Genomic DNA, 12,516 nt, shown 5'->3' with positions numbered 1-12,516 from the left:
GGTAACTAGATCAGTGCAGGAATCCACCATGATTGACCCGAAAAAAATTGAACAAATCGCCCGCCAGGTCCATGAATCGATGCCGAAAGGCCTTCGCGATCTTGGAGATGACGTAGAAAAGAAAATCCGCCAGGTGCTGCAATCGCAGTTAACTCGCCTGGATCTGGTTAGCCGCGAAGAGTTCGACGTGCAAACTCAGGTTTTACTGCGCACCCGCGAAAAGCTGGCTTTACTGGAGCAGCGTATTAGCGATCTGGAAAGCCGTTCAGCTGCGCCGAAGAGCGAAGAACAGCAATAAAAAAACGGGCCTGAATGGCCCGTTTGAGATTGATGATAAACCTCATGCAATCTTTGCACTTACAGATTGCACCGATAAAAAATATGGAAAATCAATTTATTGATTTTCGGCTGATAACCACAAAGAAGGAAAAACCACGCTTTTTCCTTCTTTGTCAGTAGTCTGACGGGCCTGAATGGCCCGTTTTCATTTGGCTTAATGCTCTAACTCGGCCGGGCTATTCACCTGACGACAATAAAGCTCATAGCGTTGGCAAAACCATTCACGATGTTCCTCATCCATATTGCCGACAATAGCCTGAAGATCAACCGAATGGCCTTGCGCGTGCATCCTGGCGAAACTACGTGCCAGAAAATCGAAGTTCTTCATAGAATACATATCGTTATGGTTCATCCGCATACTCCTTCAGCCGTTGGCGTTCTGATTGGTCATATGCCTTTTACTCACTTCAGTATTTACGCTTACCTTAACGTACTTTGTACGAAAAATGCGCTTAACCGGGTTATTTATTGCGCTAAATCATTTTCCGCATGATTAAATAAAAACGGCCCGCGAAGGTATCCCCGCAGACCGTTGTAGACTACCCCGTTCAGAGCGGTAAAGCGTATTGATTACTTATCGCTATCTTTCTGAATTTTCTTGATAATATTGGTAGTCGAGCAGCCATCTTCAAAGTTGAGCACCAGCACTTCGCCGCCGTTGGCCCATACCTCTTCGCTGCCGGCGATCTGCTCCGGCTTATAATCGCCGCCTTTCACCAGCAGATCCGGCAGGATCCCGGCAATCAGCCGCTGCGGAGTATCTTCTTCAAACGACACCACCCAGTCGACGGCTTCCAGCGCGCCCAGCACGATCATCCGCTGTTCCAGCGGGTTCACCGGGCGGGTTTCGCCTTTCAGACGTTTGGTTGAGGCATCGCTGTTGACGGCGACGATCAGACGATCGCCCAGCTTGCGCGCATTAGCCAGATACGAGACGTGACCCGCGTGCAGAATATCGAAGACGCCGTTGGTCATCACCACTTTTTCGCCGCGCTTACGCGCCGCGGCAACCGCCTGTTTCAGCTCTTCTTCGTTCATCACGCCAAAACCGGTATCGGCACGCCCGCGCACCGCGTTTTCCAGCTCGATTGGCGAAACGGTGGACGTCCCCAGCTTGCCAACCACGACACCGGCCGCGGCGTTAGCGAAATAGCAGGCCTCTTCCAGCGTGTTGCCCGCCGCCAGCGTCGCCGCCAGCACGCCAATAACCGTATCGCCTGCGCCGGTGACGTCATACACTTCCTGCGCCTGGGTCGGCATATGCAGCGGCGGACGACCCGGCTGCAGCAGCGTCATCCCCTGCTCGGAGCGCGTCACCAGCAGTGCGGAAAGTTCGAAGTCAGCGATGATTTTCATCCCGCGTTCGACGATTTCCGCTTCATCCTTACACTTTCCGGCGACGGCTTCGAATTCAGACAGGTTCGGCGTCAGCAACGTCGCCCCGCGGTAGCGTTCAAAATCGGTGCCTTTCGGATCAATCAGCACCGGAACACCAGCATCACGCGCCAGCTTAATCATGGTCTGCACGCTGGCCAGCGCGCCTTTCGCGTAGTCAGACAGCACCAGCGCGCCGATCGAACCCAGCGCCTGCTGAATACGTTCATGCATCGGCTGCGGATCGACCCCGGAGAAGCCCTCTTCAAAATCGAGGCGGATCAGCTGCTGGTTGCGTGACAGTACGCGCAGCTTGGTGATGGTCGGATGCGTCGGTACCGACACGAAATCACATTTCACTTTTACGTCAGCCAACGCTTTGCTCAGCGCGCGTGCGGCATCGTCGATACCGGTCAGGCCGACCAGACGAGAAGTCGCGCCGAGCGAAGCAATGTTCATCGCCACGTTAGCCGCGCCGCCAGGACGTTCTTCGATATTTTCCACCTTCACCACCGGCACCGGGGCTTCCGGGGAAATACGGCTGGTAGGGCCATACCAGTAGCGGTCCAGCATCACATCGCCTACCACCAACACTCCTGCACGTTCAAACTCTGGCAGCGTTACTTTCATTACTCTCTCCTGCGAGATGCAAACTTTGCGCGCGATAATAGCACACCCGCTTTGTTAGTTAAGCCATCAACCACTTCTGCCAGCTGGCGCTCACCTGCTGGCGTTCGCCGTCGAAAGCATCCAGCGCAACGTTGCCCGGCTGCTCCTGCAGCGCCAGGTGGTGCAACGCATCGCGTAGCGTGGTGTAAGCATGGGTAAGCGCCCGCGCCTCTTCTTCATCCATGATGTCGTTCTGCGCCAGCAGTTCCAGAATACGCACATTATCGGACCAGCGCGTCAGCTTTGGCTTTTCATGCGCATAGCGCAGCACCAGATATTGGGTAATAAATTCAATATCGGTGATACCGCCGGCATCGGCTTTGATATCAAAGCGATCGCGCTGCTTATTGCCGAGATGGGCGCGCATCTTTTCCCGCATCTCACGTACTTCGGTTTGCAGCGTCGCGCCTTCACGCGGAGTGGTCAGGATATCGCGGCGGATCGCATCGAAGCGCGCCTGCAGCGCCGGGTCGCCATACACCACCCGGGCGCGAACCAGCGCCTGATGCTCCCAGGTCCAGGCTTCATTGCGCTGATAATCGGCGAAGGCGTCGGCGGTAGTCACCAGCATGCCCGCCGCGCCGGATGGACGTAAGCGAGCGTCCACTTCATACAAGATGCCCGACGAGGTGCGGGTGCTGAAAAGATGCATGATCCGCTGTGCAAGGCGCAGATAAAACTGGCGACCATCGATTTCCCGTTCGCCGTCGGTCATCACCTCCATCGGACAGTCGTGGAGGAAGACCAGATCGAGATCGGAACTATAACCCAGCTCCCAACCGCCAAGTTTACCGTAACCCACTACCGCAAAACCGCGTCCCTGACGGTCGCGCAGATGAGTCGGCTGGCCGTAGCGGGCGACCATCTGTAGCCACGCCTGCTGTACCACCGCGTCGATCATCGCCTCCGCCAGCCAGGTTAAGTGATCGCTCACTTTCATCACCGGTAGCGTACCGGCAATATCGGCGGCGGCGATGTGCAGCAATTGCGCCTGTTTAAACTGGCGTAGCGCTTCCAGCTGCTGTTCTTCGTCTTCTTCCGGCACGCGCAGCAAATACTGGCGCAGCTCGTCGCGGTACGCATCGGTCGCCGTCGGTTGATAAAGCGTGTTCGGATCCAGCAGTTCGTCCAGCAGCAGCGGGTGGCGCGCCAGCTGACTGGCGACCATCGGCGAAGCGGCGCACAGGCTAATCAGGTGTTTTAGCGCGCCGGGGAATTCGCTGAGCAGCTCCAGATAGGTGGTACGGGTGACGATACCGGTCAGCAGCGGGGTGATCCGCGCCAGCGGTAGCGGCGCATCCGCTCGCGAGCAAACCTCGCTAAGCAAATGCGGCATCAACTGGTCGAGCACCTGCCGCCCGCGCGGGCCGATGGTGCGCCGGTCGAGCTCTTTGCGAAAATCGGCGATCAGCGCCAGCACGCTGCGCCGGTCGTTGTCGTCGAGGTGCGCCAGCGCCGGCGTTGTGTCGTCTTCTTCCAGCGCGTCCTGCCACAGTTCGCGCCAGTACTCTTCCAGCTGTTCATCCGGCGATTGCGCTTCATCGTCGCCAATCAGTTCGTTAAAGACGCGACGCACGCGGCGCATCTGCTCTTCCAGCTGTGCGCCGAGCGTCTGCCAGTCGGCGACGCGCATCCCCCACGCCAGACGCGCGCGGTTGAGCTCATCCTGCGGCAGGGTTTGGGTTTGCTCGTCGTTAATGCTCTGCAGCAGGTTTTCGAGACGACGCAGGAACAGGTAGGCTTCACGCAGCTGGGCGGCATCGCCTTCCGGCAACAAATGCAGCTCGTCAATCGCCGCCAGCGTCGGCAACAGCGCACGCTGCTGCAAGGCCGGTTCGCGACCGCCGCGGATCAGTTGGAAAACCTGAACGATAAACTCTATTTCGCGAATGCCGCCCGCGCCAAGCTTGATATTGTCTGTCAGGCCGCGGCGGCGCACTTCACGGGCGATCATCCCTTTCATGTTACGCAGGGACTGAATGACGCTGAAATCGATGTAGCGGCGGAAGACGAACGGGCGCAGCATGGCGCGCAGTTCGTTGGCGTACACGCCGTCGTTATCGCCCATGATCCTCGCTTTCACCATCGCGTAGCGCTCCCAGTCGCGCCCCTGCTCCTGGTAATAGTCTTCCAGCGCCGCAAAGCTCAACACCAGCGGGCCGCTGTCGCCAAACGGACGCAGACGCATATCCACGCGATAGACGAAACCATCCTGCGTCGGCTGATCGAGTACTTTGATTAACCGCTGGCCCAGACGGGTAAAGAACTGACCGTTATCCAGCTCGCGGCGTCCGCCCTGGGTGGCGCCGTGTTCCGGCCAGGCGAAAATGAGATCGATATCGGAAGAGAAGTTAAGCTCGCCGCCGCCCAGTTTCCCCATGCCCAGAATCAATAGCGGCTGCGCTTCGCCCTGCGCATTGCACGGCGTCCCCCACTCCCGGCAGCAGGCGGCGTACAGCCAGTCGCGGGCGGCGACGATTAAGGTCTCCGCCAGGGCGCTGAGCTGCTGCAAACTGCTCTCTTCGCTCACCAGCAGCAGCGCCTGCGCCCAGGCGATACGCACCATTATCCGGCGGCGGAACTGGCGTAGCTCGCGCATCAGCGCGGCCTCGTCAGTCACCTCTTGTAACTGTTCCGCCAGCCAGTCGTCGTAATGGCGCCATTCGTCGGCCTGCGGCGGCGCGCTTTCCAGTTCAGCCAGCCACTGCGGCTGAGCGACCAGACTCTGTTCAACGAACTCGCTGAATGTCATCATCGACTGCGCCTGCGAACTTAACGTTTGCAGGGGAAAATCTGCCGGAAGCCGGTCTGCAACCGTCTGCCAGTGCTGCTGTAACTGCGAAGAAAGCGCCATTATAGGGGTCTCCCTGGCCTGAAATTATCGTTTTCCACTATGCAGCCAGAATGGTTCCGCGGCCAGCGCCTGACGACGGAAATATTCGATGACGCTGCGGTCATTGTTCTCGATAGCGCGGCGCACCTCTTGCCAGTTTTCCAGCCAGCTCTCGGCGACCTCGGCATAGGCGCTGGATAGCAATTGAATGGTGTCGATCTCGCGCGCCAGACGCGTGAGCCGATCGCTATAGTCGTCCTGCGTCTGCTGGAAGTTGCTTTTCAGCTCCGCCGCCGCTCGCGACAGCTGGATATCGGCAAAGCGTTTGAACGAACCAGCGATTTTCTTTTGCCCCGCGTCGTTGAGGAACGAACGCCAACCGCGGGTAACCAGCCACTCGGTCAGCAGCAGTTTGGCGCCAACCGTGGCGCGGTTGAATAACGCCGCTTCGGCTTTTTCCGCTCCGTCCAGCGCCGCTTCGGCCTCAGTGAGCAATTCACGTAACTGCACGGTGGCTTTTCGCGGCACAATGCCGCCAAACAGCACCAGCGCATGGCGCACGCGGGCCATCGCCCGCTGGATTTCACCTTTAGCGGCCGCGTTGCCCCGGTTCCAGACTTCATCATGATAGAGCCAGTGCGCCAGCGCGCTTTCCAGCGCCGCTTCCAGCCCCTGCTCGACGCTGGCTTTCGCCGCCACGCGCACGACCGTTAACGGTTTAACCGGGCGCGCTTCGTTGCCCTGCGCCAGCTGATAGCCGCGCGCCGCTTTGCTCAGGCTGCCCTGGCGCAGCACGCCGGTTGCCAGTAAACGATGCGCCAGCGCCAGAATGTCCGCGGTATCGCCGCTCAACAGCTCAAGCTCCAGTTCGCAAATGGCTTCCTGATGCTCACCGGCTTTGACGTCGCCAAGGTCGAGGGCTATCTCAATCTGACTGTCGCCCTCTTTCACCACCCATTTTTCACGGAGGAAATCAGTGCTGAACAGCGGCTGCACATTTTGCGCCAGTTCTGCCGGCAACTGCCCCTGCGGCCAGATTTCAGCCGGCAGTTTATCCAGCGCCAGCTCTGCTTTTTCCAGCGGGATATTGTATTCCGGACGCTGATGCAGGCCGCCCACCACCCGACCGGCAATTTTCAGCGTCATTTCATAGCGCTCCCGATCGCCGCGGATCCGCAGCCCCATGTCGTGCCGGCGCAGCCAGTTATCGGCGGTTTCGTAGTAAATATTCAGCAGTTGGCCTGCCGGCGTGTACTGCGCATCCAGCGAATTGAGATGCTGGCGCAGCGCCTCAACGCCGTCGTGGGCAACGATAAACTTCAGTTCGATTTCTTGAGCCATGGCTGAATTCTTCCACCTGATAAGCGTCGCCGGGAAAATGCGGCGAACTAATGACGATATTTTTTGTCAGTAAATAGTATTTTGCGGCGAATCGCCATGCAATGCGCATTTGCCAGCTGCATTTGGATGATTCCGATTGTGGCGGAAAACTTTGCGTCGCTCTGGCGATGCCACTACTATCGTTCAACTTTTTATGACCAAACGATGACCTGATGCCAAAATTACGCCTTATTACCTTTACATTGCTAGCGCTTAGCGCCGCTACGGCGGTTCACGCAGAAGAAAAGCGCTACGTTTCCGATGAGCTGAGCACCTGGGTTCGCAGCGGTCCTGGCGATAACTATCGTCTGGTCGGCACCATTAACGCCGGCGAGGCCGTCGACGTTCTGCAAACCAACGACAGCACGAATTACGCACAGGTACGCGATAGCAACGGCCGTACCGCCTGGATCCCGCTGAAAGAGCTGAGCAACGAGCCCAGCCTGCGCATTCGCGTGCCGGATCTGGAAAATCAGGTCAAAACCCTGACCGACAAGCTGAACAACATTGACGCCACCTGGAATCAGCGTACCGCCGACATGCAGAAAAAAGTCGCCGGCAGCGATGGCGCGATCAACGCCCTGAAAGAAGAGAACCAAAAGTTGAAAAACGAGCTGGTTGTCGCTCAGAAGAAGGTGAACGCGGCGAATCTGCAGCTTGATGATAAACAGCGCACCATTATCATGCAGTGGTTTATGTACGGCGGCGGCGTGCTTGGCGTCGGTCTGATCCTTGGTCTGGTGCTGCCGCATCTGGTACCGAGCCGCAAACGTAAAGACCGGTGGATGAACTAATTCGTCTTCTCTGCCAGACTTACGTATCATCTTGCGAAAAGTCGATGCGGGAGAAAGAGGCGTGAAGATTTATTTGGTCGGTGGTGCAGTACGAGATGCGTTATTAGGACTACCGGTCAAAGACAGAGACTGGGTGGTGGTTGGCGCCACGCCCCAGCAGTTGCTCGACGCGGGCTACCAGCAGGTAGGCCGCGATTTTCCCGTGTTCCTTCACCCGCAAAGCCGTGAAGAGTATGCGCTCGCGCGTACCGAACGTAAATCCGGCTCCGGCTATACCGGTTTCACCTGTTATGCCGCCGCTGACGTCACCCTTGAGCAAGATCTACTGCGCCGCGATCTCACCATCAACGCGCTGGCTCAGGACTCTGACGGTCAGATTTACGACCCCTACGGCGGCCTGGCCGATTTGCGTCAGCGCCTGCTGCGCCACGTCTCCCCGGCTTTTAGCGAAGATCCGCTACGCGTACTGCGCGTCGCGCGTTTTGCCGCGCGCTATGCCCATCTCGGTTTTCGCATTGCCGATGAAACCATGGCGCTGATGCGTACGATGGCCGACGCCGGCGAACTGGCGCATCTGACGGCGGAGCGGGTATGGAAAGAGACGGAAAACGCGCTTGGCACGCGTAATCCACAGGTCTTTTTCCAGACCCTGCGCGACTGCCACGCGCTGAAGGTGCTGTTCCCGGAAATCGACGCCCTGTATGGCGTCCCCGCGCCCGCCAAATGGCATCCGGAAATCGATACCGGTGTTCACACCCTGATGACGCTCACCATGGCGGCGATGCTATCGCCGGCCATCGACGTCCGCTTCGCCACCCTGTGCCACGATCTTGGCAAAGGCTTAACGCCCAAAGAGTTCTGGCCGCGCCACCACGGCCACGGCCCGGCGGGGGTGAAGCTGGTGGAACAGATTTGCCAGCGCCTGCGGGTACCGAACGATATCCGCGATCTGGCCAGACTGGTCGCCGAATTCCACGATCTGATCCACACCCTGCCGATCCTGCAGCCAAAAACTATCGTGAAGCTGTTTGATAGCATCGATGCCTGGCGCAAGCCGCAGCGCGTGCAGCAAATCGCCCTCACCAGCGAGGCAGACGTGCGCGGACGCACCGGTTTTGAATCCTGCGATTATCCGCAGGGGCGCCTGCTGCTTGAGGCCTGGGAAGTGGCGCAGGCGGTTTCCACTAAAGAAGTGGTAGCGGAAGGTTTCAAAGGACCGGAGATTCGCGAAGAGCTGACGCGGCGCAGAATTATTGCCGTGACGCGGTGGAAAGAACAACGGTGCCCCCAGCCGCAAGGCTGAGGGCCATGACCTCAGAAGAAGACCACGTAGACGGCTGCCGCGACGATAAAGCGGTAGATTGCAAATGGGATAAACGAAATACGTTTAATCAGCTGCAGGAAGGTTTTAATCGCAATCAGCGCCACGATGAACGCCATGATAAAACCAACGGCAAACATCGGGATATCGCTGGAGTTGAGAAAGCCGATGCTCTTGTAAACGTCCAGCACGGTGGCGCCCATCATCATCGGTACCGCCAGCAGGAATGAGAACTCGGATGCCGCATAGCGGCTAACGCCCATCAGCATGCCGCCGGAAATAGTCGCCCCGGAGCGTGAGAAGCCAGGCCACAGCGCCAGACACTGGAAGCAACCGATGGCAAACGCCTGACCATAGGTCATGTCGTCAAGACCCAACGCGCGCGGCTCTTTCGGTTTGAATAGCTCCGCCGCGATCAGCAGGAAGCCGCCGACAATCAGCGCGTACATCACGTTAACCGGGTTAAACAGCGATTTAATCAGGTCATGAAACACCAGCCCCAGCGCCACCGCCGGGATCATGCCTAACAGGATATGAATCAGCGACAAGCGCCCCTGGCTTACGCCCTCATGCTGCAGAGGACGGCCAAAATGAATGCCGATCAGGCCAAACAGTCGACGCCAGAACACCACGACGACGGCGAGAATAGATCCCAGTTGAATCACGACTTCAAAAGTATTGGCAGTATCCCCTTCAAAACCAAGGAGATGGCCAACGATAATCATATGTCCCGTACTGGAAACCGGTAAAAACTCCGTCAACCCTTCAACCACACCCAAAATTGCCGCTATCAGCAGCGAGTGTAAATCGCCCATTCAATAAACCCTTAAAATAAAAAGTAAAATTAAAATCCAGGCACTAAGACCGGTATAAAACAAATTTGTTTAAACATTATGACGAGAAACGTTTTGTTTCAGATTACTGCCACGTTCAATGATTACGCCGACGTTGGCCGCACGGGCCACCGCGCCAGGCTTGCTGACTTTAATCCGCACCCACGGAGAATTGAATTTTTGCAGCAGCAGCTCGGCTATCTCTTCGGCCACCCTTTCGACCAGCGCAAAACGCCCGCCCTCGACGTGGTTAATAACCAGTTCGCTGATATCAGCATAGCTCAGACAATCGCTGACATCGTCGCTGGCTGCCGCTTTGCGGTTATCCCACGCCATTTCGATATCGAACACTAACTTCTGTTCGATGGTCTGTTCCCAGTCGTAAACACCGATAGTGGTGATTACCGAAAGTTGCTCTATAAATACAATATCCATCACGACCTGCCTGCTTTTTGGCTAAACCGGATACCACTTCCGGCGAATTATGCGTATTATCCACAGATGCAAAGACATCCCCTAAAGAATTCACGTGCCCTGACAGCGGCGACGCAGCAAGATTTCGGGAACATAGCAGCATCACTATGTAACCTATCGCGCAAAGAAAGCCAACAAGCTGTTAACACGAAAATGGGTGGGGTCCTAACGACGTTTTCAAAATGGAACAGCTGATGAGTGCAATCGCGCCTGGACTGGTTATCCTCGCCTACCTCTGCGGCTCAATTTCCAGCGCCATTCTGGTATGCCGTCTTGCTGGTTTGCCCGACCCTCGCGATAGCGGTTCCGGCAACCCAGGGGCGACGAACGTACTCCGAATTGGCGGCAAGGGAGCAGCCGTAACGGTATTAATTTTTGATGTCCTGAAAGGGATGCTGCCGGTATGGGGCGCCTGGGCTCTCGGTCTGACGCCGTTCTGGCTCGGGCTAGTGGCGATCGCCGCCTGCGTAGGCCATATCTGGCCGGTGTTCTTTAATTTCCGCGGCGGCAAAGGCGTGGCAACCGCATTTGGCGCTATCGCTCCCATCGGCTGGGATCTCACCGGCGTGATGGCCGGCACCTGGCTGCTGACTATTCTGCTCAGCGGGTATTCATCGCTGGGCGCTATCGTCAGCGCGCTGGTAGCCCCTTTCTACGTCTGGTGGTTCAAGCCGCAGTACACCTTTCCGGTCTCGATGCTCTCCTGCCTGATCCTGCTGCGCCATCACGACAACATCCAGCGCCTGTGGCGCCGTCAGGAAACGAAAATCTGGTCACGATTCAAAAAGAAGAAAAAAACGCCAGAGCAGAAATAATCTCCGCGCCCGGCCGCCTGTGCCGGGCTTCTTTGCCCCCACAAACACATTCTATTTCCCACTTTTTTAGCCAATCATAGCGGCAAAAGAGAAAACCAAAGATAATCCTTTCACTACAATGACTTAGTTATGAGTTATAACCAAAAGTGATTTTTTCGTCCCCGCGTCGCTGTTTACTCTGAAGCTCTTTATAAGAGAAAAAAGCACAACACCATGACTGATGTAATTAACGCGACGCCCGCGGCAAACTCTGCGTCGCCCGGCGGGGAAGTAAAATGGATCGGCAGCGCGGCGGACGTCTCGCGCCTCATTAATGAAGGCAGCAGCGGGCGCAATAACGCGCGTATCGTCATGGGTATCGCCCTCGGCGGTATTTTCCTTGATGCCTACGATCTTGGCTCGTTGGCCTTCGGGCTGAAAGATATCACCCGGGAATTCAACCTGACGCCTGCCGGTACCGGGATGGTCGCCTCAGCCATCACCTTCGGCGCTATCGTTGGCGCGCTGCTCGGCGGTTACTTGACGGACAAAATTGGCCGCTATCGCGTGTTTATGGCGGATATGCTGTTCTTCGTGGTAGCGGCAATCGCCTGCGCGCTGGCGCCGAATGAATACGTCCTTACCGGCGCGCGCTTCGTGATGGGCCTCGGCGTCGGGATCGACCTGCCGGTGGCGATGGCGTTCCTTAGCGAATTCGCGAGGCTCAAAGGCCCCGGCAACAAGGCGGCCAGCGTGGCGATGTGGTGCCCAACGTGGTACGCGGCGATCAGCATTTCCTATCTGCTGGTACTCTTTTTTTATGCCGTCTTACCGGAGAGCCACAGCGACTGGCTATGGCGGATTATTCTTGGTTTTGGCGCGATCCCGGCGCTGGTGATTATCGCTATCCGCAGCCGCTACATGAGCGAATCGCCGGTGTGGGCCGCCAACCAGGGCAACCTGCGTGAAGCGGCCTCCATTCTACGCCAGGCGTACAACATCAATGCACACGTTGCCCAGGACGCGCTGGAAAAACCGGCGCCCAAAGTTCGTAGCGCCCAATGGAGTAACTATCTGCGCCTGTTCCGCGGCGTCTACCTGCGCCGCACGACGCTCTCCACTCTGCTGTCGGTGGTTTCCTCGTTTGCCTATAACGCCGTCGCGTTTGGTCTGCCGGTGATCATCTCCAGCTTCTTCGTACAGTCGATGCTGACGACGATTTTGATTTCGCTGGCGCTGAATTTGCTGTTCGCTTTCGTGGGAGGAATGCTGGCGGTACGGCTGGTACCGCGCTTCGGGGCCTGGCGGATGTCGCTGGCGGGTTATGGCTGCCAGTTGACGGCGCTGCTCGGCCTGGCGCTGATTGGCCGCCCTGATGGCGCAGGCGAAGGCGTCGCTGCCGTGGCGATGCTGGCGCTGTTCCTTTTCGGCCAGGGATTCGGCCCCGGCGCGCACACTATGACCTTCGCCTCGTTAAGCTATCCGACATCGCTGCGCGGCGTTGGCGTCGGGCTCAACCAGACGCTTATGCGCGGCAGCTCGACGCTTTCTTTATTCCTCTTCCCGCTGCTGGTCGCCGCGCTGGATACCCGCGTTTTCTGGATCATCGCCGCGGCGCCGCTGATTGGGCTATTGTCGCTGCTGGCGATACGCTGGGAGCCGTCGGGCTACGACATCGACGCCGAGGATTATCAGCAGCCTTAAT

Annotated in this window: 12 protein-coding genes; 6 read left to right on the top strand and 6 right to left on the bottom strand. The window is 57.5% G+C overall.

Annotation, left to right across the window (positions count from 1 at the left end):
• Positions 1-28 precede the first annotated feature (28 nt).
• On the top strand, positions 29-298 hold the full coding sequence (ubiK, locus tag ABLV66_RS03470; RefSeq protein WP_015369643.1) for a ubiquinone biosynthesis accessory factor UbiK: 270 nt from the start codon (positions 29-31) through the stop codon (positions 296-298).
• A 195-nt stretch (positions 299-493) separates the two neighbouring features.
• Here the strand turns inward: ubiK and glgS are convergent, their stop codons facing one another.
• On the bottom strand, positions 494-691 hold the full coding sequence (gene glgS / locus ABLV66_RS03465; RefSeq protein WP_015369641.1) for a cell surface composition regulator GlgS: 198 nt from the start codon (positions 689-691) through the stop codon (positions 494-496).
• Between glgS and ABLV66_RS03460 the strand changes: the two genes are divergently transcribed.
• The gene (locus ABLV66_RS03460) at positions 683-832 is read left to right on the top strand and encodes a hypothetical protein (RefSeq protein ID WP_162184137.1); all 150 of its coding nucleotides are present in this window, start codon (positions 683-685) and stop codon (positions 830-832) included. The genes glgS and ABLV66_RS03460 overlap by 9 nt on opposite strands.
• A gap of 77 nt (positions 833-909) precedes the next feature.
• On the opposite strand, the gene hldE is transcribed toward ABLV66_RS03460, so the two are convergent.
• Genes hldE through ABLV66_RS03445 form a run of 3 tightly spaced genes read right to left on the bottom strand, consistent with a single transcriptional unit; the run spans position 910 to position 6,556 of the window.
• On the bottom strand, positions 910-2,343 hold the full coding sequence (gene hldE / locus ABLV66_RS03455; RefSeq protein ID WP_348876227.1) for a bifunctional D-glycero-beta-D-manno-heptose-7-phosphate kinase/D-glycero-beta-D-manno-heptose 1-phosphate adenylyltransferase HldE: 1,434 nt from the start codon (positions 2,341-2,343) through the stop codon (positions 910-912).
• Positions 2,344-2,401: 58 nt separating this feature from the next.
• Entirely contained in the window at positions 2,402-5,239 is a 2,838-nt protein-coding gene (gene glnE / locus ABLV66_RS03450) for a bifunctional [glutamate--ammonia ligase]-adenylyl-L-tyrosine phosphorylase/[glutamate--ammonia-ligase] adenylyltransferase (RefSeq protein ID WP_348876248.1), read from the bottom strand.
• Between the two features lie 21 nt (positions 5,240-5,260).
• Entirely contained in the window at positions 5,261-6,556 is a 1,296-nt protein-coding gene (locus tag ABLV66_RS03445; protein WP_348876228.1) for a CYTH domain-containing protein, read from the bottom strand.
• A 212-nt stretch (positions 6,557-6,768) separates the two neighbouring features.
• Between ABLV66_RS03445 and ABLV66_RS03440 the strand changes: the two genes are divergently transcribed.
• Positions 6,769-7,389, top strand: a complete 621-nt coding sequence (locus ABLV66_RS03440) for a TIGR04211 family SH3 domain-containing protein (RefSeq protein ID WP_015369636.1) — start codon at positions 6,769-6,771, stop codon at positions 7,387-7,389.
• Positions 7,390-7,450: 61 nt separating this feature from the next.
• On the top strand, positions 7,451-8,692 hold the full coding sequence (locus ABLV66_RS03435) for a multifunctional CCA addition/repair protein (RefSeq protein ID WP_315711513.1): 1,242 nt from the start codon (positions 7,451-7,453) through the stop codon (positions 8,690-8,692).
• An 11-nt stretch (positions 8,693-8,703) separates the two neighbouring features.
• On the opposite strand, the gene bacA is transcribed toward ABLV66_RS03435, so the two are convergent.
• Together bacA and folB are read right to left on the bottom strand one after the other, a co-directional pair.
• The gene (gene bacA / locus ABLV66_RS03430) at positions 8,704-9,525 is read right to left on the bottom strand and encodes an undecaprenyl-diphosphate phosphatase (protein WP_045392213.1); all 822 of its coding nucleotides are present in this window, start codon (positions 9,523-9,525) and stop codon (positions 8,704-8,706) included.
• A 69-nt stretch (positions 9,526-9,594) separates the two neighbouring features.
• Positions 9,595-9,978 carry a bifunctional dihydroneopterin aldolase/7,8-dihydroneopterin epimerase gene (gene folB, locus ABLV66_RS03425; protein WP_047065604.1) on the bottom strand — a complete coding sequence of 128 codons (384 nt, stop codon included), beginning with the start codon at positions 9,976-9,978 and terminating at the stop codon, positions 9,595-9,597.
• A gap of 233 nt (positions 9,979-10,211) precedes the next feature.
• Between folB and plsY the strand changes: the two genes are divergently transcribed.
• Positions 10,212-10,832, top strand: a complete 621-nt coding sequence (plsY, locus tag ABLV66_RS03420; RefSeq protein ID WP_015703522.1) for a glycerol-3-phosphate 1-O-acyltransferase PlsY — start codon at positions 10,212-10,214, stop codon at positions 10,830-10,832.
• Between the two features lie 213 nt (positions 10,833-11,045).
• The gene (locus ABLV66_RS03415; protein ID WP_047078348.1) at positions 11,046-12,515 is read left to right on the top strand and encodes an MFS transporter; all 1,470 of its coding nucleotides are present in this window, start codon (positions 11,046-11,048) and stop codon (positions 12,513-12,515) included.
• The last annotated feature ends 1 nt before the right edge of the window (position 12,516 follow it).

Origin of the sequence: Klebsiella sp. CN_Kp073, from assembly GCF_040065495.2 — a bacterium.
GTDB lineage: Bacteria > Pseudomonadota > Gammaproteobacteria > Enterobacterales > Enterobacteriaceae > Klebsiella > Klebsiella aerogenes.
Note: the sequence above shows the minus strand (reverse complement) of the source record. Positions and strands in the feature narration are given on the sequence as shown.

Excerpts from the sequence above, each read along its gene's own strand:
- ubiK (WP_015369643.1), top strand. The coding sequence starts at position 29 with ATGATTGACCCGAAAAAAATTGAACAAATCGCCCGCCAGGTCCATGAA.
- plsY (WP_015703522.1), top strand. The coding sequence starts at position 10,212 with ATGAGTGCAATCGCGCCTGGACTGGTTATCCTCGCCTACCTCTGCGGC.
- ABLV66_RS03440 (WP_015369636.1), top strand. The coding sequence starts at position 6,769 with ATGCCAAAATTACGCCTTATTACCTTTACATTGCTAGCGCTTAGCGCC.
- ABLV66_RS03445 (WP_348876228.1), bottom strand. The coding sequence starts at position 6,556 with ATGGCTCAAGAAATCGAACTGAAGTTTATCGTTGCCCACGACGGCGTT.
- glgS (WP_015369641.1), bottom strand. The coding sequence starts at position 691 with ATGAACCATAACGATATGTATTCTATGAAGAACTTCGATTTTCTGGCA.
- ABLV66_RS03460 (WP_162184137.1), top strand. The coding sequence starts at position 683 with ATGGTTCATCCGCATACTCCTTCAGCCGTTGGCGTTCTGATTGGTCAT.
- bacA (WP_045392213.1), bottom strand. The coding sequence starts at position 9,525 with ATGGGCGATTTACACTCGCTGCTGATAGCGGCAATTTTGGGTGTGGTT.
- folB (WP_047065604.1), bottom strand. The coding sequence starts at position 9,978 with ATGGATATTGTATTTATAGAGCAACTTTCGGTAATCACCACTATCGGT.
- ABLV66_RS03415 (WP_047078348.1), top strand. The coding sequence starts at position 11,046 with ATGACTGATGTAATTAACGCGACGCCCGCGGCAAACTCTGCGTCGCCC.
- hldE (WP_348876227.1), bottom strand. The coding sequence starts at position 2,343 with ATGAAAGTAACGCTGCCAGAGTTTGAACGTGCAGGAGTGTTGGTGGTA.